The following is a 24,819-nucleotide window of genomic DNA, read 5'->3' as shown; positions in this document are numbered from 1 at the left end:
TCAGCGTCTGAGGAAGCAACGATGACGGTTCTGGACGACGAAGTCTCCGCCTATCGCACTTCCGCGCGCCGTGTGTTCGACGAGTACGTCGATCGGGACGGTCAGGTGCGGCCGCAGTGGCAGGAGTTGTCGCAGTCTGTCCTGAGCGGTGACTCACCAGTGCTCTCGGTTTTGCGGGCTCGTGTCGACCATCTCGTCGAGAACGACGGCATCACCTACAACGAGCTCATCGACGAAGCCGCTCGCGGTGTCGCGCCCAAGCACGGTATTCGAAAGTGGCAGCTCGACGGACTGCCGCTCATCGTGTCCGCGGACGACTGGGCGGTCGTCGAAGCGGGAATGATTCAGCGGTCCCGGCTTCTCGACGCTGTTCTCGACGACCTCTACGGTCCGATGAAGACGGTTCGCCGCGGGCTCATTCCGCCGGAAGTCCTGTTCGCCGACCCGGCCTACATTCGGGCTGCGCGGGGAATTCGACTACCCGGCCGGCACCAACTGTTTCTGCACGCGGCCGATGTGGCCCGTCGGGCCGACGGGTCGTTCTTCGTGTCCGCCGACCGTACGCAGGCCCCGTCGGGAGTCGGCTATTCGATTGCCGATCGCCGGGTCATCTCGCGCGCGCTGCCGGCGTTGTTCCAGGAAGTTCGGCCCCGGCCCCTGAGCGGGTTCGCGCAGGCCATGCGGCTCGCGCTGATCGACGCGGCACCGTCATCCGCCGACGACCCACTCGTCGTCGTCCTGAGCCCGGGTTCGCATTCGGAAACCGCGTTCGACCAGGCACATCTCGCGACGGTTCTCGGTTTCCCGCTCGTCGAGAGCGCGGACCTCGTCGTCCGTGACGGTCGACTGTGGATGCGTGCACTCGGCACGCTGCGCCCGGTCGACGTGGTCCTCCGCCGCGTCGATGCGGCGTACGCCGACCCCCTCGACCTCCGGCCCGATTCGCGTCTGGGCGTCGTCGGTCTGGTCGAGGTGATGCGTAGGGGAGCCGTCACGGTCGTGAACTCGCTGGGCAGCGGGATTCTCGAGAACCCGACCCTGCCGCGACTGCTCCCACAGTTGTGCCGTGACCTGCTCGATGAAGACCTCATGCTGCCGTCTGTCCGCCGGTACTGGGCCGGTGTCGACACCGAGCGCCAACACATGATCGCGCGTGCGGGCACGCTGGTTTTCGAGCGCATCTCCGGCGGTCACTCGATCGTCGGGAGCATGCTCTCGCGTCCGCGTCGCAAGGAGTTGGCGGCCGCGATCGAAGCCGATCCGCAGGGCTGGGTTGCGCGCGAGCTTCCGCACTTCTCCTCGGCGCCAACGTCATACCGCGGGACCATGCAGTCGGCGCCGGTCGAGTTCCGGATGTTCACCGTGGCCGGGACCTCCGGCTACGTGGCGCTCAACGGCGGCCTCGGCTCGGTTCTCCACCATCTCGACGACAACGGCCTGCTCGTTTCGACCACGGCCAAGGATGTCTGGGTCCGACCTGCGGCGAAGGCCGAAGTCGGATCGCCGAGTGCCCTGGCGCTGCCGGAGATCCTGGCCGCCGAGCACGTGACACCGGATTCGATCACCTCGCCGCGTGTTCTCTCCGACCTGTTCTGGATCGGGCGGTACGGGGAACGTACCGAGCAGACGGCGCGCCTTTTGCTGGCCGCACGCGACAAGCTGACCGACTACCGCGACCGCCCGTGGCTCGCCGGTGGCGACTGCCTGCCGGTCTTGCTCGACGCCATCAACGCTCTCTCGCCGAGCGACGCGGGGATGACTCCCGACCAGACGCTGCGGTCGATGACGATCGATCCGGTACGGCTCGGTTCGCTCCAGCAGTCGATCGACTGTCTGCAAGACGCCTGCCGTGCGGTGCGTGACCAGATGTCGCTCGATTCGTGGGCTTTCCTGGCGACGCTCGATCGAGCCGTCAACATGGCCCGCAATGACGATGACGAAGTCACCGAGTCCGAGGCTCACCGCGCCGTTGTCGGAGCGCTTCTGTCGCTGTCCGGCCTTGCCTCCGAGTCGATGGTCCACGATGCCGGTTGGTACCTCACGGACGCTGGCAAGCGCATCGAGCGGGCACTCCAATTGACGCTCTTGGTCACCGGAACCTTGACCCACGCACACGCACCGAGCGCGGAACGCGCGATCATCGACTTCGTCCTGGCCGCGACCGAATCGTCGGTGACCTACCGCCGCCGGAACCGTGGTCGCGCGCAGGCCTCGGCTCTCGCCCAGCTCATCCTGCTCGACGAGACGAACCCACGATCGCTCGCCTTCCAGCTCGAGCGGCTGCGGATCGACCTCCAGAAGACGCCAGGTGCGACGGGCTCCACGCCCGCCGAGCGGCTGGCCGAGGATGCGCGTGCGCTGCTTCGCCGGGCCGACCCGCACGACCTCGAGCGTTCCGACGAGAGCGGTGTGCGCACCGACCTCGTCGAGCTCATGACCGGAATCCACAAGCTGCTGCGCGAACTCTCCGACGTGCTCAGTGAGAAGATGGCGGTCCCGACGGCGATCCAGCCGCTGTGGGGTACGGCGGCAGGACGGTACGTGTCATGAGGCGCTACGCGATCACGCACACCACCACATACGAGTATTCGAATTGGGTTTCGTCCTCGTACGGACGTGGGTATCTGACTCCTCGTGACACCGCAGACCAAAAACTCATCGATCACGGCGTGACAGTCGATCCGCAGGCGGCGGACTTCGCACTCAGCCGGGACAGCTACGGCAACTCCCAGCTGTATTTCCACGTGACGGAACCTCATTGCACCCTCGTGGTCACCGGGACGTCGACGGTCGAGGTCGATCCTCACGCGCCCGACCCGAAGTCGCTCGCGCAGCCTTGGGAGAAGGCGATCCCGGACGGGACGACGCGGGAGAGTGTCGCGGCGATCGAATTCATGCTCGATCTCGATCCGCCGGAGATCACCCCGGACGTTCGGGCCTACGCGGCGACCTCATTCACTCCCGGTCGTCCGATCGGCGAAGCCGTCGCCGAACTCAACCACCGGATCTTCACCGACTTCACCTATGAGTCCGGCGCGACCAACGTCTCGACCCGGGTGGCCGAGGTTCTGCGCGATCGTTCGGGCGTGTGCCAGGACTTCGCGCGCCTCGCCGTCGCGTGCTTGCGCAGCGTGGGGCTCGCAAGTCGCTATGTGTCGGGCTACCTCGCGACTGATCCGCCGCCCGGCAAGGAGCGGATGGTCGGGGTCGACGCCACACACGCATGGGCGGACGTACGGATCGGTCCGGAGGCGTGGGTCGGCTTCGATCCGACCAACGATCAATTCGTCGACGAACGCTATGTCGTCGTCGCCTGGGGACGCGACTATGCCGACGTCCCACCACTGCGCGGGGTGATCTATACCGAGGCGGATTCGAGCACGATCCACGTTTCGGTCGACGTCGCGCCCCTCAACCCGATCGGTTCCCATGCGTGATTTCCACTGCCCGGTGTGCGGGCAGCGTCTGATTTTTGAGAACTCGCTGTGTCTGTCGTGCAATTCGAACCTTGGGTTCGATCTGTCGTCACGACAGCTCGTTCCCGTTGGCGACCATGCGATGTGCGCCAATCTGCATGTCGCCCGGTGTAATTGGCTGACCACACCGGACGAGCCGCTCTGTCCGTCATGCCGCTTGACGATCACGCGGCCGGCCGATTCCGATGCCGACGCGATCGAGGCGTTCGCCGACGCCGAGCAAGCCAAGCGACGCTTGATTCTGGAACTGACCGAACTCGGGTTGTCGATCGTGGGCCGGGACGCCGACCCGGCGTGGGGCCTCGGATTCGACCTCCTCTCGAGCGCGACGGAAAAGGTCACGACGGGTCATTTCAACGGGGTGATCACTCTTGATCTCGCCGAGGGTGACGACGTCCACCGGGAGCAGATGCGCGTCGAAATGGCCGAGCCGTATCGAACGCTGCTGGGCCATTTCCGGCACGAGATCGGGCACTACTACTTCGGGGTGCTCATCTATGGACCGGACCGGAACAACCGGTTCTTCCAGTTGTTCGGCGATGCGAACGAGGACTATCAGACGGCGCTCGATCGCCACTACCAACAGGGACCGCCGGCAGATTGGGACTCGAGTTTCGTCTCGGCGTATGCGTCGATGCACGCCGCCGAGGACTGGGCCGAGACCTTCGCGCACTACCTGCACATCCGGGACACGCTCGACACCGCCTCGGCCTTCGGCTTCTCGCCATCCGGAATCACCCTCGGGCGCCGGGATGTGACGATCGGCGAGATCATCAGCCAGTGGATCCCGCTCGTCTGGGGACTCAACCAGGTCAACCGGTCGATGGGACACCCGGATCTCTACCCGTTCGTCCTCGCCGATCCCGTGGTCGAGAAGCTCGGATTCGTACACGAGGTCATTCGAAACTCGACCTGAAGCGGGCCCAACCGGTCATGGGGGTGGGTAATAGGTGAGTTCCTGGGGCGTCATTGACGCCATGCCGTCACGCGCCTTCGCCGGATTGCCCATCCGAGCTGTCCAGTCGATGTCGCCACTGGTGAGATTGACGGCGACGACTCGACTCGTGTCGGAGGTGTACGAGTCGGGGATGATGAGCCGTTCGCCGTCGGTCAGCGCCGAATAGGTGCTCTTCGGAAGGTTCGCGGTCCAGAGCAGCTCACCGGTGTCAAGGGAGTGCGCTGAGACTCGGGTCCCAGCGGTACCGCGCTCGTCGACCGAACGAACGAGCACTACCTTTCCCACCATCAACTCGAACCGGGAGTCCGCGCCTATCGACCACAGCCGTTTGCCACTGCGCAGGTTGATGACGTCCTTGCCCAGGGCGACGGGTCGGTCGGGATCGGGCATCAACGCCAGTAGTCGGGGTCCGTAATCTGCGTCGACCGTGCGAACAACGACACCGTTGTGGTCGACCACCACGACCGAGCGGCTTGGTCCCCCGTCTCGGCATTCGTTCCCGGAATATCCCTGGCCCGGTAGGACCTTGATCCAGCCGACGTTGGCGGGGAGCAGGTTCCGTCCGTCCGCTGCCGACGCGGCCGCAGAGGCCAGGCCGTTGGAGAAGTACACGATGCCGTCTTCGACGCGAAACTCCATCGAATCGCCGGAGCCCACGCACGTCTCGGTCGGCCGCTGAAACTCCGTTCGCCAGTCGGATTTGGGGTCGGTCACCGTGCCGCGGGAGAGCACCAAAGTGCCGGCTTCGTGGTCATAGCCGTAGGAATACAACGCGCCGGCATGCGCTTCGACGACGCCGATTCCGTTTGCCGGCACCGACTGCACGCGTTCGCCGTTCGATATCCGGAACGTCTGGATGGTGTTGTTTCCGGTGCAGGCGAGCAATCCATCGATCGCTTCGGTGGCACAGTTCAGGGAACCTTCGAGCGGGGTTCGCCACCGCAGTTCACCCGTTTTGCTGTCGACGCCAATCAATTCCCGCGGTCCGCGGGGCTTCGTACCGGATTGCATACCGTCGGATACCGAGGTGACGAGGATGTCGCCGAGATCGATGAATCCAGGTGCGTAGTACTGATTACCAGCCATGTTGAGGGCCCGGAACACGCCACCGGTCCGAAGATCAGCGGCCCGCAGTGTCCAGCCCGCGACCGGGGCAGTGGGGTAGCTTTTCTCGAGCTGGTCCGCTGGTCGCTCGCCTGGCGAACTCGAGTGCAGCCAGTAAACGCCGCCCACGACGAGCGCTGCCACCAGCACGAATACGGCCCCGGCGGTCCACCACTTCCAGGCGCGACCGCGCGAGTGCTGCGGTTGCGGCGGAGGTGGGGGAAATGCCATCGTTGCAAGCTCCTTTAGCCCGGCGGGGTGAACTCCGCCAGTCTTGACCGCAGAATCTTTCCGGTCGCATTCCGCGGCAATTCATCGATGAAGTACACATCGCGCGGAACCTTGAACGATGCGAGGTTGTCCCGCACGTAGTCGCGGATGTGCTCCGCGTCCTTCTTCGTCGAACCCTTTGCAGCCACCACGAACGCGCGCAGGCGCTTTCCGAAGTCGTGGTCATCGACGCCGATCACGGCTGCTTCGGTGATGTCGGGGCGCTCGGCGAGCAGGTTCTCGACCTCGAGCGGGTAGACGTTCTCACCACCGGAGACAATCATGTCGTCTTCGCGACCGTCCACGAACCAGAGGCGTTCGTGGTCGAAATGGCCGACGTCGCCAGTCGAGAGCAGGCCGTCGACGATCTCTTTGTTGCGGCCGTCGGTGTAGCCGGTGAAGCTCAGCCCGCTGGACACGAAGATCGTGCCAAGAGTGTTCGGAGTCTTGATGAGGTTTCGATCGTCGTCGTACAGCGCGACCTGGCAACCCACCGGCGGCCGCCCGACGGTTCCGGGCGCGCGTCGCAGTTCCGAGGGGGTGGCGACGGTCGCGACGGCCACCTCGGTCGATCCGTACATGTTGTACAAAACGTTCCCGAACGCCGCTGCGGTCCGGCGGCAGAGATCGGGGGAGAGCGATGAGCCGGCGACCACGATGAGCTGCAGCGATGAGGTGTCGTACTTGGCGAGCTTGCGCGGGCCGAGGTCGACGATGCGCTGCAGCATTGTTGGGACGAGCACCAGGGTCGAGGCTTTGGTCTTCACGAGGTTGCGGATCGTGGTCTCGGGGTTGAATCGCCGCTGCAGCACGATCTTGTTGCCTAGCGCGAGGCCGATGACGAACTGCGACAGCCCGGTCGTGTGGAACATCGGCGCGCCCATGACGATCGTGCCGTTGCTCGGGAGCGGGATGCGATCGACGAATTGTGCGATGTCCAGGGGGGATATCCGCTGACGAGGGGCACCCTTCGGGGTTCCGGTCGTGCCGCTCGTGAGGACGACCATGCCGCCCTTCGACTTCGGAGCGGGAACGGGCGCCTTCGACTGCCCCTGGATGACGTACTCGATGGGCTTGGCCGTGTTGTCGACCTTGTCGGTCACGTCGATCCAGGTGAGGAAGCGTGGAATCGACGAGTCGAGAACGCTCACCAGGTCAGTGAATTCGCTGTCATGGAGGATCGCGGATACGCCTTCGCGGGCGCAGACGTCGGCGAACTGCGGCTTCGCGAAACCGGTGTTCATGAGGACGATGCGCGCGCCGATCTTGTCCGCCGCCACCATGCTCAGGACCAGACCTCGGTGGTCGCGGGCCAGCACCGCGATGACGTCGCCGGGCTTGATTCCGTTCGCGCCCAGTCCTCGCGCGAGACCGTTCGACAGCTCTTCGAGCTGCGTGTAGTTGACTTCGCCGCGCTCGTCGACGATCGCCGGAGCTGACCCGTCCACGGCCGCGCCGTGACCGACCGCGGTCGCGAACGGGCCGAAGTTGTTCGCGTTGAGCAGCGCCCGGAGCATGTCCTCCGGGCGGCGCAGATCGATGAGGCCGCGTCGGCGCAGTACCTCCGCGCTACGCGCGAAGTCGACGGCCTGGCCGAGGACCTTGACGGGTGACGGGATGCCCCAAACCATTGGCGGTTTGTTAAGCCTCGTATTCGGCGAGCTTGGTCCGCAGCAGCTTGCCGGTGGCGTTGCGCGGGAGTTCGTCGATGAAGATGACATCGCGCGGGACCTTGTATCGCGCGAGGTTGTCCTTGACGTAGGCCTTGATCTCCTCGACGTCCTTCTTCGAGCCCTTCGCCGGCACCACAAATGCGCGCAGACGCTTGCCGAAGTCGCGGTCGTCGACGCCAATCACGGCGGCCTCGATGATGTCGTCGCGCTCGACGAGCAGGTCCTCGACCTCGCCCGGGAAGACGTTCTCCCCACCGGAGACGATCATGTCGTCGTCGCGGCCGTCGATGAACAGCAGACCGTTCTCATCGAAGTGCCCGGTGTCGCCGGTCGACATCCAGCCCTTGACGAACGCCTTGTGGCGGCCGTCGGTGTACCCCTCGAACATGCCGCCGTTCTGCGCGAAGATGCGGCCGGACTTGTTGGCCCCTTCGATCGGCTCGTCGTTCTGGTCGAGCAGGACCACGTGACACGTGACCGGCGGCTTGCCGACGGTTCCGGGCGCGATGCGCTGCTCCTGCGGCGTCGAGATGGCCACGACGGCGGCCTCGGTCGAGCCGTACATGTTGTACAGAACGTCGCCGAACGTCGCGGCCATGCGACGCGAAAGTTCCGGCGACACAGCCGAACCCGCGACAAGTGCGATCCGCAGGGACGAGGTGTCGTACTTGCCGATGACGTCCGGGCCGAGGTCGAGGATGCGCTGCAGCATCGTCGGAACGGCTACGAGCATCTCGGCCTTGTGCTCTTGGATGAGTTTGAGCGTGTTCTCCGGGTTGAAGCGGCGAACGAGCACGGTCTTGTTGCCGAGCAGCGCCGAGATCGCCCACGACACCATGCCGGTGCTGTGGAAGATCGGGGAGACGATGACGACTGACTTCTGGCGTGGGAACGGGATGCGGTCGACGAGCTGCGCCGAGATCATCGGCGAGGTCTTGGTACGCGGTGCACCCTTCGGGGTGCCGGTCGTTCCGGACGTCAGAATGACGAATCCGAGCGACTTCTTCGGCGGCTTCAGGGCCTTCTTCGACTGGCCATTGGCCAGGGCGTCGATCGTCGTCATGCCCTCGACCTGGTGGCCTTCATCGGTCCAGGTCAGGTAGTGCGGGATGTCCGAAGGCATCGCGCTCAGGAGGTCGATGAACTCGCTGTCGTGCAGCACCGCCTGGACGTTCTCACGCTCGGCGACCTCCGCGAACTGCCGCTTCGCGAAGCCGGTGTTCATGAGGATGAGGCGGTAACCGCCCTTGCCGGCAGCGAGAATGCTCAAGAGCAGGCCGCGGTGGTCGCGGGCCAGGAGCGCAATGTGCGCGCCTTCCTTGAGCCCGATCGACTGGAGGCCGCGCGCGAGCTGGTTCGACTGCTCGTCGAGCTGGCGGTAGGTGAGCTCGCCCTTTTCATCGGTGAGCGCAGCCTGGTTCGGGTAGAGGCGCGCGGTCGCGAGAACAACGCCGGCCTGCGGGCCGTAGCGGCGGTTGTCGATGAGCGTGCGGATGCCCTCGTCGGGGCGCAGCGGGTTGAAGATGCCGCGCTCGCGAAGCTTGTTGACTGCGAGTCCGGTTTCGAACGCGGTGATCGCTCGGGTGCGGACCGTGGTCGCCGTCTCGGCGACCCGCTCGCCGACGGTTTCCGCTGCGTCGGCGGCGGTACTTGCTGCATCGGTGAGCTTGGATCGTACGTTTTGCGCCGAATCGACGAGTCGCGAGCGTACGGAATCCAGTCCCGGCATTGTCTACCTCCGCAGTGAGATTTCAGACCGCGGCATAGACCGCAATCTGAAACTTATCAGTCGACGCTCAGCTTCGGCGCCAGGGTCGGTTGGCCCATGCCACTCGCGCCAGAATGGTCGGTCTGGTGAGCTTTGCGGGGCTGTCGAGCAGGCCGTTGACCCGCAGAAACGCTTCGACGACCTTCGGATCGGACGCCATCGCCCGACCGAATGCCGTCATGATGACGTCGCGGGCACCCTTCTTCGGGGTGGCGGTGGTGTCCAGTGCCTTGCGGTCGAGAGGAGCCGTCGAATTCCATACGCGGCCAATGAACTTGTCCGCGTCGGTGAGGAAGCGCGCAGTCAGATCGTCGCGCCCGCTACCGAGGCAATTCGCGAGGATCACGGCTTCTTCGGAGGCGACCGTCATGCCCTGCGCGTAAATCGGGTTCAGCGAGCAGATCGTGTCGCCGAGCGGCAGGTAGTTGCGGGGGAGTTTGGTGCCCTTGTAGTCGCGCCACACGATGGCGGGGATCTTGAAGCGGTGACCGTCGTCGACCGCTTCGGCGTCGGTGATCGCGTCCGCGATGTCCGAAGCGACGAAGGACTTCGCGAACTCGTGGAACTTCTTCTCGTCGAGTTCGGGCCGGTGGTTGCCGAAGCCGGACAACGTGACGATCCAGGTGCCGTCTTCCTGCGCGATCATCACGCCGCCGCGGTGACCGTCCTCGGTCGGCGCGACGCTGATGCGGTAGATCGATCCGTGGCGAACGGGATCACGCTTGTAGCGACGGGTGCCGTACGTGACGCCGACCGGCACCTTCGTCTCGTGCGGACGTTCGTAGCCGATGTGTTCGAGCCAGCCCGGGCCGTGCGCGGCGCGCCCCGAGCTGTCGACGACGAGGTCGGCGAGGAAGGTCTCTCCGGCGGTGGTCACGCCGGTGACGGTGCTGCGATCTTCGGTGGTCGCCAGCCCGGTGACGACGGTGTTGTCGATGATCCGGACATTGGGCAGACGCGACGCGCACTGGCGGATCGCCCATTCGATCGCGTCTCGGCTGGCGTAGAAGTCCTGAATGCCGATGGCGACCGGAAGTCGGTGCATGCCACCCGGTGCGGCCGCGGTCGCGCATGCGCCGACGTCGCCGGTGAAGGCGCCCTGGGCGAGGAGTTCGTCGCCGTACTGCGGGTAGATCTTGTGCACGTTCGCGATGCCGCGCGCGAGCATGATGTGCAGGTGGTGGCGCTGCGGAATCGAGGTGCGCCCGCCTGGTTCCGCGGGCAACGTATCCCGCTCGATGATCAGCACCTCACCGAAATGTGGGCTCAGCGCACCCGCCGCGAGGAGGCCACCGAAGCCGGCGCCGACAACGATGGCCCTCGAGTTTTGAGAGTTTTCCGCAGTCACATCGCAACAGTGAACGACTCGGGCCTCAAATGCCAACTTATTCGACGAAAAATCCGCCACGAAACGACCAAGGTCCCTAAACGAAACGGTCGCCGCAACCCAGTGGGCTGCGGCGACCGCTTACTAGTCGAAACTCAGATCACTTGAGCTCTGCCGACGACAGGCCGAGGATGCGGCGAGCGACGATGAGCTGCTGGATCTGCTGGGTGCCTTCGAAGATGTCGAGGATCTTCGAGTCGCGAGCCCACTTCTCGAGCAGGGTGCGCTCGGAGTAACCCATCGCACCCGCGAGCTCGACGGCCTTGAGGGTCACGTCGGTGCCCATGCGGCCGGCCTTGGCCTTGGCCTCGGACGCCTGCAGCGAGTTCGGCAGCTTGTTGTCAGCCATCCAGGTGGCCTTCAGGGTGAGCAGGTAAGCAGCTTCCCAGTCGGCCTCGAGGCGGATGTACTCAGCGGCTGCCGCGGACTGCGTATAAGCCGGAGCGTCGTAATCGATCTCGATGCCAGCCTCGGTCAGCAGCGCGCGCAGCTCTTCGAGAGCGGCACGAGCAACACCGACGGCCATACCGGCAACGAGCGGACGGGTGTTGTCGAACGTCTGCATGACGCCGGCAAAGCCCTTTTCGACGTTGACCTCAGGCGAACCGAGGATGTTGTCGTACGGAATGCGGCAGTTCTCGAGGAGGATGACCGCGGTGTCGGACGCCTTGATGCCGAGCTTGTGCTCGAGGCGAGCGACGGTCAGACCCGGAGCGTCCCGCGGCACGCAGAACGACTTGATCGCGGCCCGGCCCAGCGACTTGTCGACCGAAGCCCACACGACGACGTGGGTGCAGCGCTCACCGGCGGTGACGAAGATCTTCTCGCCGTTGAGGACCCACTCGTCGCCGTCGCGCACGGCGGTGGTGGTGACCGCGGCCGAGTCCGAACCGAACGACGGCTCGGTGATGGCCATCGAGGCCCAGACCTTACCGAAGCGCTCGAGCTGCTCGTCCGTCGCCACGGCGGCGATGGCCGCGTTGCCGAGACCCTGGTACGGAATGGTCAGCATCAGACCGACGTCGCCCCACGACACCTCCATGGTGTTCATGAGCGACATCATGTTGCCGCCGTTCTTGTTGGCGACGATGAGTGCCTTGTCGTCGCCAGCATCGTCACCACGGCCACCCTTGGCGCCCGCGATGTCCTGGGTGCCAGAGGCCTCGAGGCCCTCGACCATGGCAGCCATGGTGTCGAGCTCGACCGGGTAGGCGTGCTCAGCCTTGTCGTACTTGCGGGAGATCGGGCGGAAGATCTGCGCGCCGACCTGGTGTGCCTGGTTCTGCGCGAAGCGAAGCTTCTTCGGCAGTTCGAGGTTGATTGCCATTTATTGCTCCTGAAAGTTTCTGCTGTTCGCGGCGGATTAGATGAGGACGACGCCCTCGGCGACACCGATGGCACGCAGGTCGCGGTACCACCGCTCGACCGGGTGCTCCTTGGTGTAGCCGTGGCCACCGAGCAGCTGGACACCGTCCAGACCGATCTGCATACCGCGCTCCGCAGCGAAGCGACGGGCCAGACCAGCCTCACGGGCGAACGACAGACCCTGCTCGGCACGCGAAGCGCCGCGGAGGGTGATGAGGCGCAGACCGTCGAGCTCGATCTGGATGTTGGCGACCATGAACGCCACCGACTGACGGTGTGCGATCGGCTCGCCGAAGGCCTCGCGGTCCTTGACGTAAGGAATGACGTAGTCGAGAACCGACTGCGCCGTACCGACGGCGAGCGAAGCCCAACCGAGGCGAGCGAGACGGATCGCGTTCGCGTAGTCCTCAGCGCGCTCGTCGGCGTCGCCTTCACCGAGGATGGCGTCGTCACCGACGACAACGTCCTGGAGGATCAGTCGGCCGAGGCCGGCAGCGCGGATACCCATGCCCGGGTCCGACTCGATCGAGATGCCCTTGGCGCTCGACTCGACGAGGAACAGAGCCGGCTTGCCGTCGAGAGCAGCGGCGACGATGAAGAGCTCGCAGTCACCGGCGGCCGGGACCATGCTCTTGACACCGTTGAGCTTGTAGCCACCCGCGGTGCGGGTTGCGGTGGTGCGCAGGTCGAACGGGTTCGCGAGCGGGTGCGGCTCGGACACGACGACGGCCGACATCGGCACGTTCTCACCGGTGAAGGCCGGGAGGTAGGTGCTCTGCTGAGCCTCGGTACCGAACTGGGTCAGCGCGACGGCGAAACCGCTCGGCGCGAGGATCGGGACCGCGATGCCCATGTCACCGTGCGCAAGCGCCTCGGCGACGAGAGAGTTGGTGACCGCAGCGCGCTCGGAAGCAGCTCCGTCGAGCTCCTCCGGAACGTTGATCATGGTGATGCCGAGCTCGGCAGCGCGAGCGCGGAGGTCGGCCGGAGCGACCGCGTCGTGGTCGGCGTCGTAGGCGGCCGGGCGGATGATCTCGGCGGCGAAGTCCTTCACCGTGTCGACGATCATCTGCTGCTCTTCGTCCGGGGTGAGGTCGAAGTAGTCAGCGTTCTTGAGGGAGTTGTCCGGGAGGCGCTTGGCCTTGCCTCCACCGGAAACCTTCGAGAACACGCGCGTGGTGGCAGCGAGGGCCTTGAAGCCAGACTTGGTGCCCTCGTAGACAGCGGTGTTCAGCGGCTTGCGAATGCCCAGCTTCTCAGCGAGCTCCGAACCCTGGATCGTGGTCAGAACGCGGAGAGCAGCACCCTGCCAGTCGCGCTTGATCGGGTTGAGGCCCACAGCGGACGTGTCGCGCGGCGCCTTCTTTTCCTTCTTGCTCATGTTCACCATTCTCAGCGTTGAAACGTTGGTGGCCCGTACCTTACTCGGCGGTAAGATTACTGAGAAGTAAGGCTGGCACCATCATTTTGATCCGTCAACCAGTCTGGTCTGTTATTTGGCCAAACGGGCCAGGATTGCGTGATGCAGTTGACCATTCGAGGCGACAGCATTTCCGTGGTGCGGACCGGGCGTGCCGTCGAGTGCGGTGAACATCCCACCCGCTTCGCGCACGAGGATGTCGAGCGGTGCCAGATCCCAGAGGTTCACCTCGGGTTCAGCGGCGAGATCGACGGCACCTTCGGCCACAAAGCAATAGGAGAGGAAGTCTCCGTAGGCGCGCACTCGCCACACCTCGTCGGTGAGGGCGATGAGCTGATCGCGAAGTCCCAGGTCACGCCAGCCGGAGAGGCTGGAGAAGCTGAGGCTGGCGTGGTCGAGGTCTTTGACTTTGGAAACGGTGATTCGGCGCGACTCCTGGTGGCCGGCCTTCGCGAAGGCGCCACCGTCCTTGCTTGCCCACCACCGACGGCCCAGCGCGGGAGCGCTGACCACACCGACGACCGGAACGCCGTCTTCGAGCAGTGCGATGAGGCTTGCCCAGACCGGAACTCCGCGGACGAAGTTCTTCGTCCCGTCAATGGGGTCGATCACCCACTGGCGACCAGTGTGTGCTTGGTCACCCCCGAACTCTTCCCCAGCGACCGCGTCGTCCGGACGCTCGGTTTCGAGGATCGCGCGAAGCTTTCGTTCGACGGCCAGATCGGCGTCCGAAACCGGGGTCAGGTCCGGCTTCGAGTCGATCTGAAGATCGAGGGCGAGGAAGCGCTCCCGCGTGATCGCGTCGGCGGCGTCGGCGAGCGTGTGGGCCAGCTGAAGGTCTGCGGAGTACACAGTCAGAACCTTATTCGTTCGATCTGGTTGATTGGCCTGCGGAAGGCGCAGGCTAACCGACAAGACTCGCGCGCAGCCCTACCGCGGCCTGGACTTCTTCCAGTACCCCGTCGGCGTCATTCGCGAGTCGGTGCCAGTCGTAGCGCAAGATCGTCCAGCCAGCGAGAACGATGCTGTTCTGCCGCTGCATATCCTTACCGTTTCGGTGAGAGTCCTTGTGCCAGCGCCATCCATCGATCTCAAGGCCGATCCGGAGTTCTTCAAATCCGATGTCGAGGTACTTGCCGTTTACGGTCAGCTGCGGCCGCCAGCCAGCGATTGGTTTCAAAATCCGATGTGTGAGGCGCTCCGCCTCGCTGCGGCCGCCGGTTCGCGCCACGTCGAGTAGTTCTTTCGCTCGCCGTGACCCCGTGCAGTTGCGGTTCCGGGCGTAGGCGGCTTCGAGGTCGTTCATTGAAATGTGTTTCTGCAGTGCCTGATCCATGAGTACCGAGTCCCCGACTTCAAGCACGGTTAGCGGTATGTCGGTGGTCCTGACTCCGCGGACGGTGGCAATGTCTTCCGGTCGGAGGTTGCGTCGACGGACGCTCACGCCCGGCCTCCCGGTAGTCCGCTTCTGCGGGACGGTTATCGAGTGCTTTGCCGGCGCGGTGTCGGTCAGTCCGTGCCACCAGGCCGCGCTTGGTCCGTGCGCGACGGCGTCCGTGCCCAGGCTGAACATCGCAACACGGAAGCGAGTCACGTGGGTTCGGCGGTGTCCTGCTGACTGGTAGACGCCCTTGGCATGGCGAATCCACTCCCCGGATCGCACTTTGCGCAGGACGGCATCTTCGGAAAGGCCGCAATCACGAGCCTGCTTCATCGTGATGACGCCGTCTTGGATGGCAAGAACTTTGGAAATCGTCACGCCCACTCCGACGCACGGGTGGTTGTGCCGGTTCCCGGCTTCGCATCCGGTCGATTAGCCTGCGCAGCCCGCAGGCTAATCGACCGGATCAGGCCGTAGTAGGGGCCAGCCAGTCAGCGATTACGCTTGACCCTCGTGCAGCCAGATGTCGCGGCAGATATCGCCGAACTCAACACCACCCTCACGAGCATCGAGACGGTGATCGACGTCGAGGATCTGCGCAAGCGCATCGAAGAGCTCGAGGCACAGGCCTCGGACCCGAGCCTGTGGAACGACCAGGAGCACGCGCAGCAGGTCACCAGCCAGCTTTCGTATGCGCAGGGGGAGTTGCGTCGAGTCACCGAACTCCGCACCCGCCTCGATGACCTCGAAGTTCTGTACGAGCTCGCCGAAGAAGAAGGCGCGGAGGCGATCGCCGACGCCGATGGTGAGCGTGCCGCCCTTCGTGTCGAAATCGAGCTGCTCGAAGTTCGGACCCTCCTCGCCGGCGAGTACGACAAGCGCGACGCGCTGGTGACGATCCGGTCGGGCGCCGGCGGCGTCGACGCTGCGGACTGGGCCGAGATGCTCATGCGCATGTACATCCGCTGGGCCGAGAAGCACAAGTACGGCGTCGAGGTCTACGACACCTCCTACGCCGAAGAAGCCGGAATCAAGAGCGCGACCTTCGCGGTCAAGGCGCCGTATGCCTACGGCACGCTGTCGATCGAGCAGGGCACGCACCGCCTTGTGCGCATCAGCCCGTTCGACAATCAGGGCCGCCGCCAGACCTCGTTTGCCGAGGTCGAGGTGCTGCCGGTCGTCGAGACGACCGACCACATCGACATTCCGGAAGGTGAAATTCGCGTCGACGTGTATCGCTCGTCGGGTCCTGGTGGACAGTCCGTCAACACGACCGACTCCGCCGTGCGACTCACGCACATCCCGACCGGCATCGTCGTGACCTGCCAGAACGAGAAGTCGCAGCTGCAGAACAAGGTGTCGGCGATGCGCGTTCTCCAGGCCAAGTTGCTCGAGCGCAAGCGGCTTGAGGAACGCGCCGAAATGGATGCCCTCAAGGGCGACAACAGCGCGTCGTGGGGCAACCAGATGCGTTCGTACGTGCTGCACCCGTACCAAATGGTCAAGGACCTGCGCACGAACTACGAAGTCAACAGCCCGGATTCGGTGCTCGACGGCGACATCGATGGATTTATCGAAGCGGGAATCCGCTGGCGGATGCGGGACGAGGACTAGATCACACTGTTCGGTCGGGGAGGCATCGCCCGAACGTCACTAGACTCGGAACCGATGAATCTGGCAATCGCACCCCTGACCGATTTCACAGACTGGCTACGTTCCAACGGCTTGGAGATCGTTCTCCTCGTCCTCGGAGCAGCGATTCTCAGTCGGTTTGTCGTCTACAGCCGCAACTCGATCGTCGAGCGAATCGACAAGAACTTCCAGCATTCGGACGCTTTGGTGCGTTCCGAAGCGCAGAAACACCGTCGCGTTTTGGCGATGGTGATCAGCTGGGTCGTCCTGATACTGATTTATGTCTTGGTCGCAATCCAGGTCTTGCAACTTTTGGGATTCGAAGTTGTGGGCCTCGTGGCTCCTGCAACCGTCATCGGAGCGGCCGTCGGATTCGGCGCGCAGAAGATTGTGCAGGACATATTGGCCGGCTTCTTCATCATCACCGAGCGCCAATACGGCTTCGGCGACGCCGTGTCAATAACCCTCGCGGGCAACATCCTCGCCGAGGGAACTGTCGAGGATGTGACGCTCCGCGTGACGCGTGTCCGGTCCAACGAGGGCGAAGTCATCGTGATCCCGAACGGGCAGATCGTGAAGTCCACAAACCTGTCCAAGGATTGGGCCCGCGCGGTCGTTGACGTGCCCGTTCCCACCTCGGCAGACATCACCCAGGTCAACGAAATCCTCCACGATGTGGGGGCCAAGGCCTTCGCCGACAAACGGCTTCGACCATTGCTCCTCGATGAGCCGAGTGTCATGGGTATCGAAAGCCTTGAGGTCGACAAGATCAACATCCGCATGGTTGCCAGGACATTGCCCGGCAAACAATTCCAGGTGAGCCGCGAGCTCCGCGTGCGTGTCGCTGCCGCTTTGAGGCGAGAAGGACACTCCAGTGCTGCCGCGGCGGTCACCGTTGGGAAGTCGAAAGAAATGCCCGTGGGAGGTAGTGAAGAATGAAAATTCGTACCTCCACGGCCGTGATGCTGGCGGTGTGGTTCGGGGCGTTCGTGCTGTACATCCTGGTGCGTCCGGACGGGTCAAGTGGCTTGCCACTCAAGATGATTCCGCTGCTCACGCAGACTGAGGAGTCGGCTCCGACGACGACGCACGCACCTGCGACGACGACGTCGAAACCGTCGACTACCACGCCGACTTCTCCGCCCACGGAATCCACGCCGACATCCGGCAGTTCCCAGGGATAACTCGATCGAAACCAAAGCGGTGATGAGCGTTTGCTCATCACCGCTTTTGCTATTCGTTAGCAGGTATGGGTTTTTGCTCTTGATACCGAAAAAGTAAGGCTTATGTATCGGAGTGGTCTCTGTGCCGAGTCGGACCGTGTCGAGGTGACTTACATCGGTGAAAGTTACCCCCGAGCGCCGATCCAGGTCGGCGAGCAGACCGGCAAATGATTTGGAGATTTACTGATGACCAGCCTCAAACTCCGGGCGGGAGCGCGTTCCACTACCGTCGCTACTGTCATTGCAATCAGCGCACTGCTGGGTGGCGGCGTCGCCCTCGCCGATAGTGGCGTGAGCGCGGGTTCCACGTCCCCCGCAGTCGTTGCCCCAGCACCTAACTACGGCTGCACCGAGGCCGAGCAGGCCGCCAAGCAGGTTCAGCAGGCACAGACCGCGAAGGCCGCCGCAGACAAGGCCGTCCAGACGGCTCAGCAGTCCGGCGATACTGCGGCCATCCAGAAGGCCCTCGCCGACCAGAAGAAGGCGGCCGACAACCTGAACGCCGCGCAGGCGAACTACGAACAGGCCAAGGACTGCTCCGAGCTCCCGACCCACGGTTCGGAGATCCCGGGCGGCACCTTCCCGACCCACCCGACCTCGGGCGGCGTTGACAGCGCGAGCGAGACCCCGGGTACGCCGGGTAGCAGCACTCCCGGTGGCAGCACTCCGGGTTCGGGCGTCGACAGCGCCAGCACCACGCCGGGCGGCTCGGGCGACAGCAGCGAGAGCGTTTCGCCGGGCACCCCGGGCAGCGGCGTCGCCGCCGAGTCGACCTCCCCTTGCGAGGAGTCGACCCCGGGTGGCAACACTCCTGGTGGTAGCCACGGAACCCCGGGCGGCAACACGCCTGGTGGTAGCAGCCACTCGTGCACCCCGTGCGAGTACACCGCTCCGGGTGGACACGGCAACGGTTCGAACGGTGCTCCGGGCTCCAACGGCTCGAATGGCTCCAACGGTTCGGGTGCCGAGTGCGCAAACTCGACCCCGGGTGCTGAGGTCGTCACCGGTCGCAACCCGGCGGACGTTCTCCTGAGCGCCAGCAGCCAGATGCTTCGCTGGGCAGTCGGCATCGCCGGCCTGATCCTCATCGCTCTCGGTGCGGTCACGGTCGTCGCTCGCCGCAAGGCCCTGCTGGCAGACGGCGCTGCTCCGGCCAAGGTCGGTGCCATCGTCACCTCGGCGATCGCAACGGCTCGCGAGCAGATCAGCCGGATGGGCTCGAAGCGCGGCTAATGACCGAAACCAATGGTGATGCACCCGCGGTGACGGAGCTGAAAGGTTCCGGAGTCCGAGTCGCAACGCCAGTGGTGGCAATCTCCCTCGGTGCGCTGTTGCTGGGTGTGTGGGCTTCCGCCCCCGGCAACAGCGCAACGGCGGCGCAGACCGGCGGCCTGCCCGTAATGGAACAGACGACGATCCCGATCGTCGCTCCGGATTCCGATACGAGCACGGCCGCCATTCCATTTGTGCCGCAGGGCGAACCACTCTGGATTGAGATCGGGCACGGGGTTCTCTCCCGGACTGGCCTCAATCCGGACGGCGTCAAGGCGATCGATGGCCGCGTGGTTCCGGTCGATAACCGCCCCGTATGGCGCTCAGACAGCAACGAACCCGGATCACATTCCCCGGGAACGGCTTTCATCGTCGGACACAACTACGCCGATGCGAGCGGAGAGATCGTGCCGTTCGCAGCGCTCGAGAAGGTACGCGTCGGCAACACGGTGACGGTCGGAGTGCCGGACGGTGAGTTGACGTACCGGGTCCAGCAGGTTTTCAAGGTTCCGAAGAAGGACCTCGCGAGCCGGACGGACCTGCTGACGAACATCGAGGGTCGCTTGATCCTCGAGACGTGTGACACCACCCCCGAGGGGGCTGACACGTACGACAACCTCATCGTCATCACGAAACTTGTTGACGCCAAACCATACGAGTAACCGAACCCTTGGAGGCAGCGGTGATCCGGCTGAAGAACGTCACCAAGTCGTACAAGACATCGACTCGGCCCGCATTGAGCAAGGTCGACGTCGAGATCGACGAGGGCGAATTCGTGTTCGTCATCGGAGCATCAGGGTCGGGCAAGTCGACCTTCATGCGCCTGTTGCTGCGGGAGGAAGTCCCAACTTATGGAGACGTGTGGGTTGCCGGCTTCCACGTCAACAAGTTGCCGGGACGCAAGGTGCCGAAGCTGCGTCAGCGCGTCGGCACGGTGTTCCAGGACTTCCGCCTGCTGCAGCAGAAGACGGTTCGGGAGAACGTCGAGTTCTCGCTGGAAGTGATCGGTAAGAAGCGTTCGGTGATCGATCGCGAGGTCCCGAAGGTGTTGGATCTCGTGGGCCTTGCCGGCAAGTCTGGCCGGCGGCCGAGCGAGTTGTCCGGTGGTGAGCAGCAGCGCGTCGCGATCGCTCGTGCGCTGGTCAACCATCCTGACGTGCTCCTCGCCGACGAGCCGACCGGAAACCTCGACCCCGAGACGAGCAACGAGATCATGACCCTGCTCGAGCGGATCAACCGCATGGGTACGACGGTCGTCATGGCCACGCACGACAACCACCTCGTGGACTCCATGCGCCGCCGCGTCGTCGAGTTGCAGCTCGGCAAGGTTGTGCGCGACGAGCAGCACGCCGTCTACGGGCTGGGGCGGTAGCCATGGGATTCGTTTTGTCGGAGACTCGGCGTGGCCTGCGCCGCAACGTCACGATGACCATCGCGATGATCCTGACCACCGCGATCTCGCTCGCGATGCTCGGTGGCGGTCTGCTCGTGGTGAAGATGGCGGAGAAGTCGAAGAACATGTTCCTCGACCGGCTTCAGACACAAGTGTTCATCACGCCCGAGCTGACGCAGTTCGACCCGACGTGCAATCAGGAAGTGTGCGTTCAGCTCTGGAAGGACCTGGCCAACGTCAAGGGCGTTCTCGACGTCGACTTCATGAGCCAGGACGCCACGTTGGAGGATGCGCGCAAGCGTGTGTTCGAGGGGCAGCCGGAGTTCGTCGACCTCATCAGCAAGGACGCATTGCCGGCGTCGTTCATGGTGAAGATGAAGGACACCGATGTCGTGCCGGGGATCGCCAGCGTGGTGAATGGCCGCCGGGGCGTGCAGAGCATGTTGAACCAGAGCACCGTCATCGACCAGTTGACGCAGTTGTTCACGGGTATGCAGCGCGCCGCGTTTGCGGTGGCCATTGTGCAGGCCGTGGCCGCGCTTCTGCTGATTGCGAACATGGTGCAGGTCGCGGCGTTCTCCCGTAAGACGGAAGTAGGAATCATGCGGCTCGTGGGAGCGAGTCGCTGGTACACGCAGTTGCCGTTCGTGTTGGAGGCGACGTGCGCGGCGATCGCGGGTCTGGTACTGGCGATCGGCGGGTTGTTTGTGGCTCGGCCGCTCGTGCTCGACGTGGTCTTCCGCGTGGTGTTCGGGGTAAACAACTTTGCGAAAGTCTCGAACGGCGACATACTGACCATCTCGCCTGTTCTGGCGGTGGCAGGTGTTGGCTTTGCCGCGGCGGTTTCGTATGTGACGCTGCGGATGTATGTGCGTGAGTGAATAAGTAGGGGAAGTGCAGTGAAGGAGAAGGGCCGCCAGGTCATTGCGACGAATCGCAAGGCGCGGCACAACTACACGATCCTCGATACCTACGAAGCTGGCATCGCCCTCGTCGGAACCGAGGTGAAGAGCCTGCGGCTCGGCCATGCGTCCCTCGTCGATGCGTTCGCCATCGTCGACCGCGGTGAGGTGTGGCTGCACGGCCTGCATATTCCGGAGTACGGACAGGGCTCGTGGACGAACCACGCGCCCCGCCGCACCCGAAAGCTGTTGCTGCACAAGCGCGAGATCGAACATCTGGTCGGCAAGACGCGCGAAGGCAACCAGACCTTGGTGCCGCTGTCGATGTACTTCAACGACGGCAAGGTCAAGGTCGAACTCGCGCTCGCCAAGGGTAAGCAGGACTACGACAAGCGTCAGGACCTCGCGAAGCGAACCGTCGAGCGTGAGGTCACGCGCGAGTTGGGCCGTCGGGTCAAAGGGATGCGCTGAGCCATTCCGCGACGTCGGCGATCACGGCCGGCGTTACCGGTTCGCTGATCAGGAAATGCCCGCCGTCGTCGTAGATGTGTGGCGTGGTTCCGTAGTGCTTGGCTGTTGATTTCACGAGGCCGGTGGAGACGATCCGGTCCTTCGCGCCGCCAGCGACGAACACCGGTACGGTGACTTTCTTCGCATTGACCCGCACGGTGCCGAGCAGAAGTGAGCGATAGACCTTGCCCGACTCGTGGGTGTAGTGGTCAAAGAACGCCTGCCGCTGCTCGGACGCCATCTGGTTGAGAGCCAGGACGTCGCACGTGTTGTGTTTCATGGCGAACGGGCGTCCGGTCATGATCTTCGGCATCTGGGGGATGAATCGCGACAGTGCGATCGGCTGCGCGGTGAGCATGCCCGGGGGAGCAGACGCGATGAGGGCGATCGCTCGAGCTCGGCCTTGCTCGGCAAGCTTTTGTGCGATGAGTCCGCCCAGGCTGTGGCCGATGATGATCGGTTTCTCGTCCAGGGTGTCGAGGACCTTGATGGTGTCGTTGATGTAGTCGTCGAACGTCAGTCCTTCGGCCTTCGCGGGTCCGACTCCGTTCCGTCCGGAACGCGACGGCGCGATGACGTCGTGGCCCAATTCAGAGAAGGCCGCGAGCCAGGCTTCGAATCCGGTGTAGTCGGCGAAGGCGCCGTGCAGAAGGACGATCGACGGTTTGGTTCCATTGCCAGTTGCTTTGAGTGCCGGGAACCCGGCGATCGTGGTTTCGCTGATGACGGTGTTCATTTCGGCTCCTCGGCAGAGTCGGGCGTGTGCTAGAAATGATTGTCAAGTTGCTTGCCTAAATTGTCAAGAAGGTTGCCTAGTTGCCTGATTTCGAGCACATGGATGCCGGGGAGATCCGGGCGCATCGAGAGACTGTTCTCCTGCGTCTGTTGATCCGGCTTGCGCAGATTGAGTCCAATGATTTGGGTCAGCGACTCACTGATGCGGGCTACCCCGGCGTGCAGACGGCGCAGATCAAGGTGCTGGGCAACATCGACACTGAGGGCACGCGTCTCGTGGAAGTCGCACGGCGGCTTGGGGTTACGCGTCAGGCCGCGAGCCAGATGGTCGTCGACATCGAGAAGCGTGGGTACGTCGAGCGGCGTCCGGACCCGGACGACGGGCGTGCGACATTGGTGGGGCATACCGATTCTGGAAGAACCTTGCTGCGTACGGCGTTGGGCTTCATGTGGGAAATCGAGAACGGGTATGAGCAGGTGATTGGGTCTTCGGCGATGGCGGCTGTGAAGAAAGCCTTGGCGGCGATTGCAGATAGTGCCGACCCGGCGTCGAGGCTCGGTCGATGATTTCGGTTGTCTTGGCGCTCGTTGGAGCGCTCGGTTACGGCATTGCCGATTTCGTCGGGGGAGTCGCTTCTCGTCGTACTGCCGCCTTGAGAATCGTGGCGGTGTCGTATCCGGCGTCGGTTCTGTTGGTCGCGTTGTTGGTGCCGGTGTTCGGTGGGTCTGCTTCTGTTTCGGGTCTCGCTTGGGGTGCGGCTTCAGGCGTGTTCGCCGGATTGGCGATGTGGTGGTTCTACCGCGCCATGGCGATCGGGCCGATGTCGATCGTTTCGCCGGTTACTGCCGTGCTGGTCGCCGGCATTCCGGTGGTTGTCGGGTTCGGGCTCGGGGAGCGGCCGGAGGTTTTGGCGATTGTCGGAATTTTGGTAGCGATCGTCGCGGTCGTGATGGTCAGTCGCGAGCCTGGGCATGACGGTGAGCGGATTACTTCCACTGCCGCATGGATGGCCTTTGGCTCCGGGTCCGCTTTCGGAATCGCGTTCGTCTGTATGCATCAGATCGAGGCGGGTACCGGGCTTTATCCGCTGCTTGCGTCACGTGCTGCTTCGACGGTCGTGGTGTGGGGAGCGGCGATTGCGGCCTCGGAGTTCAAGTTCCCGCCGCGATCGGTGCTGCCGCTGGCTCTGCTCGCGGGGCTGCTCGAAGTGACGGCAACCGGCGCGATCATGTTCGCTTTGCAGGGCTCGCTGCTGTCGATCGTCTCGGTGTTGGGTTCGCTCTACCCGGCGGCGACTGTGTTCCTCGCGATGGCGTTGCTGAAGGAGCGGCTGTCGAAGGTGCAGCTGGTGGGGCTGGCGGGTGCGCTGGCCGCGGTCGGGATGATCGCGGCCGGGGCGTGATTGCAGGGAACTGATCGCTGATCGATCAATTCCCTGCAGTCTTACGGTTCCGGGAACCGGTTTGCGAATACGCCCGTCTGACCGGTGTGGACAAGCAGAAACTCGCGGAAATTCTGGTTCTGCAAGACGGCGTCATCACGACGAAACAGGCGTTGACCTGCGGGCTGTCGGTGCAGGCCATCCAGCGCCGGGTCTCCGGAAAGCTGTGGGTACGGCTGGCGAAAGGTGTCTACTTGGCCGACGGGCATCCGAGATCGCACCGGACCCGGCTGCGTACCGCTGTTCTGAGTACCGGCAAAGACGCGGCGACATTTGGACGCTCGGCGGCGTGGTGGCACGGTTTGTCGGAAGATCCGCCAAATCTTCCGACGATCACCATCCCCACCAAACGCTGGATTGAACGCACCGGAGCGGACATTCGTCGACGCAAGTTGCCCGAGGAAGACCTGACTGTCGTCGCCGGGCTTGCCGTCACAACTGTTCCGTTGACCGTGCTGGAGTCGCTTGATTCGGTGCTGATGGATCGGGCGTTGCAGTTGCGGGTGTCATTGCGGCAGTTGCAGATTGCGCATGAGCGAAACCTGCCTCGTGGTGGTGCAGCGCGTGCGGGAGTGCTGCTCCGCGTGGCGGCCGACGGTGGAAGAAGTGCGGCTGAGCTCCGTCTCCATCGCATCATTCGGGAGTTGCCTGGGTGGCAACCGCAGTTCGCCGTCGGACCGATTCATCTGGATGCCGCGTTCGTTGAGGCGAAGCTCGGGATCGAGGTCGACGGGTGGAGGTGGCACAAGGATGCCAGGCGTAATAGTGAGGATCTACGGCGGCAGAACTACCTGGTCAACCTCGGGTGGCGGATCCTTCGGTACGACTGGCACCGGCCGGATCGGGAGCCTCGCGAAGTGCTGGCGGAGATTGAAGCTGCACTGAAAATGCAGGGAACTGACCGCTGA

At 64.0% G+C, this 24,819-nt stretch carries 23 protein-coding genes; 14 read left to right on the top strand and 9 right to left on the bottom strand.

Annotation, left to right across the window (positions count from 1 at the left end; all coding sequences use genetic code 11):
* Nucleotides 1-21 precede the first annotated feature (21 nt).
* The 3 genes from F600_RS0123850 to F600_RS0123840 are packed head-to-tail and all read left to right on the top strand — an operon-like array spanning nucleotide 22 to nucleotide 4,392.
* Nucleotides 22-2,550, top strand: coding sequence for a circularly permuted type 2 ATP-grasp protein (locus tag F600_RS0123850; RefSeq protein ID WP_018163184.1), 2,529 nt, complete (start codon nucleotides 22-24; stop codon nucleotides 2,548-2,550).
* Nucleotides 2,547-3,437 carry a transglutaminase family protein gene (locus F600_RS0123845; protein ID WP_018163183.1) on the top strand — a complete coding sequence of 297 codons (891 nt, stop codon included), beginning with the start codon at nucleotides 2,547-2,549 and terminating at the stop codon, nucleotides 3,435-3,437. The genes F600_RS0123850 and F600_RS0123845 overlap by 4 nt, the downstream gene beginning before the upstream one ends.
* Complete coding sequence (locus F600_RS0123840) at nucleotides 3,430-4,392, top strand: zinc-binding metallopeptidase family protein (protein WP_018163182.1); 963 nt, start codon at nucleotides 3,430-3,432, stop codon at nucleotides 4,390-4,392. Before F600_RS0123845 ends, F600_RS0123840 begins: the two co-directional genes overlap by 8 nt.
* Nucleotides 4,393-4,407: 15 nt before the next feature.
* On the opposite strand, the gene F600_RS0123835 is transcribed toward F600_RS0123840, so the two are convergent.
* The 8 genes from F600_RS0123835 to F600_RS0123800 all read right to left on the bottom strand — a co-directional run bounded on the left by F600_RS0123835 (nucleotide 4,408) and on the right by F600_RS0123800 (nucleotide 15,180).
* The gene (locus F600_RS0123835) at nucleotides 4,408-5,769 is read right to left on the bottom strand and encodes an outer membrane protein assembly factor BamB family protein (RefSeq protein ID WP_018163181.1); all 1,362 of its coding nucleotides are present in this window, start codon (nucleotides 5,767-5,769) and stop codon (nucleotides 4,408-4,410) included.
* Between the two features lie 14 nt (nucleotides 5,770-5,783).
* Nucleotides 5,784-7,439: an acyl-CoA synthetase gene (locus F600_RS0123830; protein WP_018163180.1), complete on the bottom strand. Its 1,656-nt coding sequence runs from the start codon at nucleotides 7,437-7,439 to the stop codon at nucleotides 5,784-5,786.
* Nucleotides 7,440-7,449: 10 nt separating this feature from the next.
* On the bottom strand, nucleotides 7,450-9,210 hold the full coding sequence (locus tag F600_RS0123825) for an acyl-CoA synthetase (RefSeq protein ID WP_018163179.1): 1,761 nt from the start codon (nucleotides 9,208-9,210) through the stop codon (nucleotides 7,450-7,452).
* 67 nt (nucleotides 9,211-9,277) lie between these two features.
* The gene (locus tag F600_RS0123820; protein WP_018163178.1) at nucleotides 9,278-10,597 is read right to left on the bottom strand and encodes an FAD-dependent monooxygenase family protein; all 1,320 of its coding nucleotides are present in this window, start codon (nucleotides 10,595-10,597) and stop codon (nucleotides 9,278-9,280) included.
* Nucleotides 10,598-10,736: 139 nt separating this feature from the next.
* Nucleotides 10,737-11,963 carry an acyl-CoA dehydrogenase family protein gene (locus tag F600_RS0123815; RefSeq protein WP_018163177.1) on the bottom strand — a complete coding sequence of 409 codons (1,227 nt, stop codon included), beginning with the start codon at nucleotides 11,961-11,963 and terminating at the stop codon, nucleotides 10,737-10,739.
* Nucleotides 11,964-11,999: 36 nt separating this feature from the next.
* Complete coding sequence (locus F600_RS0123810; protein WP_018163176.1) at nucleotides 12,000-13,391, bottom strand: acyl-CoA dehydrogenase family protein; 1,392 nt, start codon at nucleotides 13,389-13,391, stop codon at nucleotides 12,000-12,002.
* Nucleotides 13,392-13,493: 102 nt separating this feature from the next.
* Entirely contained in the window at nucleotides 13,494-14,279 is a 786-nt protein-coding gene (hisN, locus tag F600_RS0123805) for a histidinol-phosphatase (protein WP_040632539.1), read from the bottom strand.
* A 46-nt stretch (nucleotides 14,280-14,325) separates the two neighbouring features.
* Nucleotides 14,326-15,180: a type IV toxin-antitoxin system AbiEi family antitoxin domain-containing protein gene (locus tag F600_RS0123800; protein WP_156024800.1), complete on the bottom strand. Its 855-nt coding sequence runs from the start codon at nucleotides 15,178-15,180 to the stop codon at nucleotides 14,326-14,328.
* A 135-nt stretch (nucleotides 15,181-15,315) separates the two neighbouring features.
* On the opposite strand from F600_RS0123800, the gene prfB reads away from it, so the two are divergent.
* The 8 genes from prfB (at nucleotide 15,316) to smpB (ending at nucleotide 21,695) form a co-directional block, all read left to right on the top strand.
* Nucleotides 15,316-16,416, top strand: a complete 1,101-nt coding sequence (gene prfB / locus F600_RS0123795; RefSeq protein WP_018163173.1) for a peptide chain release factor 2 — start codon at nucleotides 15,316-15,318, stop codon at nucleotides 16,414-16,416.
* 54 nt (nucleotides 16,417-16,470) lie between these two features.
* Nucleotides 16,471-17,373 (top strand): mechanosensitive ion channel family protein, encoded by a 903-nt coding sequence (locus F600_RS0123790; protein ID WP_018163172.1) that lies wholly within the window; start codon nucleotides 16,471-16,473, stop codon nucleotides 17,371-17,373.
* Nucleotides 17,370-17,618, top strand: coding sequence for an Rv3103c transmembrane domain-containing protein (locus tag F600_RS0123785; protein ID WP_018163171.1), 249 nt, complete (start codon nucleotides 17,370-17,372; stop codon nucleotides 17,616-17,618). The genes F600_RS0123790 and F600_RS0123785 overlap by 4 nt, the downstream gene beginning before the upstream one ends.
* A 225-nt stretch (nucleotides 17,619-17,843) precedes the next feature.
* Complete coding sequence (locus F600_RS0123775) at nucleotides 17,844-18,890, top strand: hypothetical protein (protein ID WP_026306891.1); 1,047 nt, start codon at nucleotides 17,844-17,846, stop codon at nucleotides 18,888-18,890.
* A gap of 29 nt (nucleotides 18,891-18,919) precedes the next feature.
* Nucleotides 18,920-19,591, top strand: coding sequence for a class F sortase (locus tag F600_RS29620; protein WP_162141473.1), 672 nt, complete (start codon nucleotides 18,920-18,922; stop codon nucleotides 19,589-19,591).
* A 20-nt stretch (nucleotides 19,592-19,611) separates the two neighbouring features.
* Nucleotides 19,612-20,301, top strand: coding sequence for a cell division ATP-binding protein FtsE (ftsE, locus tag F600_RS0123765; RefSeq protein WP_018163168.1), 690 nt, complete (start codon nucleotides 19,612-19,614; stop codon nucleotides 20,299-20,301).
* Nucleotides 20,302-20,303: 2 nt separating this feature from the next.
* Entirely contained in the window at nucleotides 20,304-21,203 is a 900-nt protein-coding gene (gene ftsX / locus F600_RS0123760) for a permease-like cell division protein FtsX (protein WP_018163167.1), read from the top strand.
* Between the two features lie 18 nt (nucleotides 21,204-21,221).
* The gene (gene smpB, locus F600_RS0123755) at nucleotides 21,222-21,695 is read left to right on the top strand and encodes an SsrA-binding protein SmpB (protein ID WP_018163166.1); all 474 of its coding nucleotides are present in this window, start codon (nucleotides 21,222-21,224) and stop codon (nucleotides 21,693-21,695) included.
* On the opposite strand, the gene F600_RS0123750 is transcribed toward smpB, so the two are convergent.
* Entirely contained in the window at nucleotides 21,679-22,470 is a 792-nt protein-coding gene (locus F600_RS0123750; protein WP_018163165.1) for an alpha/beta hydrolase, read from the bottom strand. The two genes, smpB and F600_RS0123750, sit on opposite strands and share 17 nt — an antisense overlap.
* A gap of 80 nt (nucleotides 22,471-22,550) precedes the next feature.
* Between F600_RS0123750 and F600_RS29615 the strand changes: the two genes are divergently transcribed.
* From F600_RS29615 to F600_RS0123735, 3 genes are all read left to right on the top strand, one after another.
* Nucleotides 22,551-23,036 (top strand): MarR family winged helix-turn-helix transcriptional regulator, encoded by a 486-nt coding sequence (locus F600_RS29615; protein ID WP_156024799.1) that lies wholly within the window; start codon nucleotides 22,551-22,553, stop codon nucleotides 23,034-23,036.
* On the top strand, nucleotides 23,033-23,872 hold the full coding sequence (locus tag F600_RS0123740) for a DMT family transporter (RefSeq protein WP_018163163.1): 840 nt from the start codon (nucleotides 23,033-23,035) through the stop codon (nucleotides 23,870-23,872). Before F600_RS29615 ends, F600_RS0123740 begins: the two co-directional genes overlap by 4 nt.
* 86 nt (nucleotides 23,873-23,958) lie before the next feature.
* Nucleotides 23,959-24,819 (top strand): type IV toxin-antitoxin system AbiEi family antitoxin domain-containing protein, encoded by an 861-nt coding sequence (locus F600_RS0123735; RefSeq protein WP_018163162.1) that lies wholly within the window; start codon nucleotides 23,959-23,961, stop codon nucleotides 24,817-24,819.

This window comes from Smaragdicoccus niigatensis DSM 44881 = NBRC 103563 (assembly GCF_000380645.1).
Classification (GTDB): domain Bacteria; phylum Actinomycetota; class Actinomycetes; order Mycobacteriales; family Mycobacteriaceae; genus Smaragdicoccus; species Smaragdicoccus niigatensis.
The sequence above is the reverse complement of the archived record's forward strand: the minus strand, read 5'-3'. Positions and strand labels throughout refer to the sequence as shown.

Bases quoted from the DNA above. Each gene is read 5' to 3' on its own strand.
- F600_RS0123850 (WP_018163184.1), top strand. From the start codon at position 22: ATGACGGTTCTGGACGACGAAGTCTCCGCCTATCGCACTTCCGCGCGC.
- F600_RS0123845 (WP_018163183.1), top strand. From the start codon at position 2,547: ATGAGGCGCTACGCGATCACGCACACCACCACATACGAGTATTCGAAT.
- F600_RS0123840 (WP_018163182.1), top strand. From the start codon at position 3,430: ATGCGTGATTTCCACTGCCCGGTGTGCGGGCAGCGTCTGATTTTTGAG.
- F600_RS0123835 (WP_018163181.1), bottom strand. From the start codon at position 5,769: ATGGCATTTCCCCCACCTCCGCCGCAACCGCAGCACTCGCGCGGTCGC.
- F600_RS0123830 (WP_018163180.1), bottom strand. From the start codon at position 7,439: ATGGTTTGGGGCATCCCGTCACCCGTCAAGGTCCTCGGCCAGGCCGTC.
- F600_RS0123825 (WP_018163179.1), bottom strand. From the start codon at position 9,210: ATGCCGGGACTGGATTCCGTACGCTCGCGACTCGTCGATTCGGCGCAA.
- F600_RS0123815 (WP_018163177.1), bottom strand. From the start codon at position 11,963: ATGGCAATCAACCTCGAACTGCCGAAGAAGCTTCGCTTCGCGCAGAAC.
- F600_RS0123810 (WP_018163176.1), bottom strand. From the start codon at position 13,391: ATGGTGAACATGAGCAAGAAGGAAAAGAAGGCGCCGCGCGACACGTCC.
- F600_RS0123790 (WP_018163172.1), top strand. From the start codon at position 16,471: ATGAATCTGGCAATCGCACCCCTGACCGATTTCACAGACTGGCTACGT.
- F600_RS0123785 (WP_018163171.1), top strand. From the start codon at position 17,370: ATGAAAATTCGTACCTCCACGGCCGTGATGCTGGCGGTGTGGTTCGGG.
- F600_RS0123775 (WP_026306891.1), top strand. From the start codon at position 17,844: ATGACCAGCCTCAAACTCCGGGCGGGAGCGCGTTCCACTACCGTCGCT.
- ftsX (WP_018163167.1), top strand. From the start codon at position 20,304: ATGGGATTCGTTTTGTCGGAGACTCGGCGTGGCCTGCGCCGCAACGTC.
- F600_RS0123750 (WP_018163165.1), bottom strand. From the start codon at position 22,470: ATGAACACCGTCATCAGCGAAACCACGATCGCCGGGTTCCCGGCACTC.
- F600_RS0123740 (WP_018163163.1), top strand. From the start codon at position 23,033: ATGATTTCGGTTGTCTTGGCGCTCGTTGGAGCGCTCGGTTACGGCATT.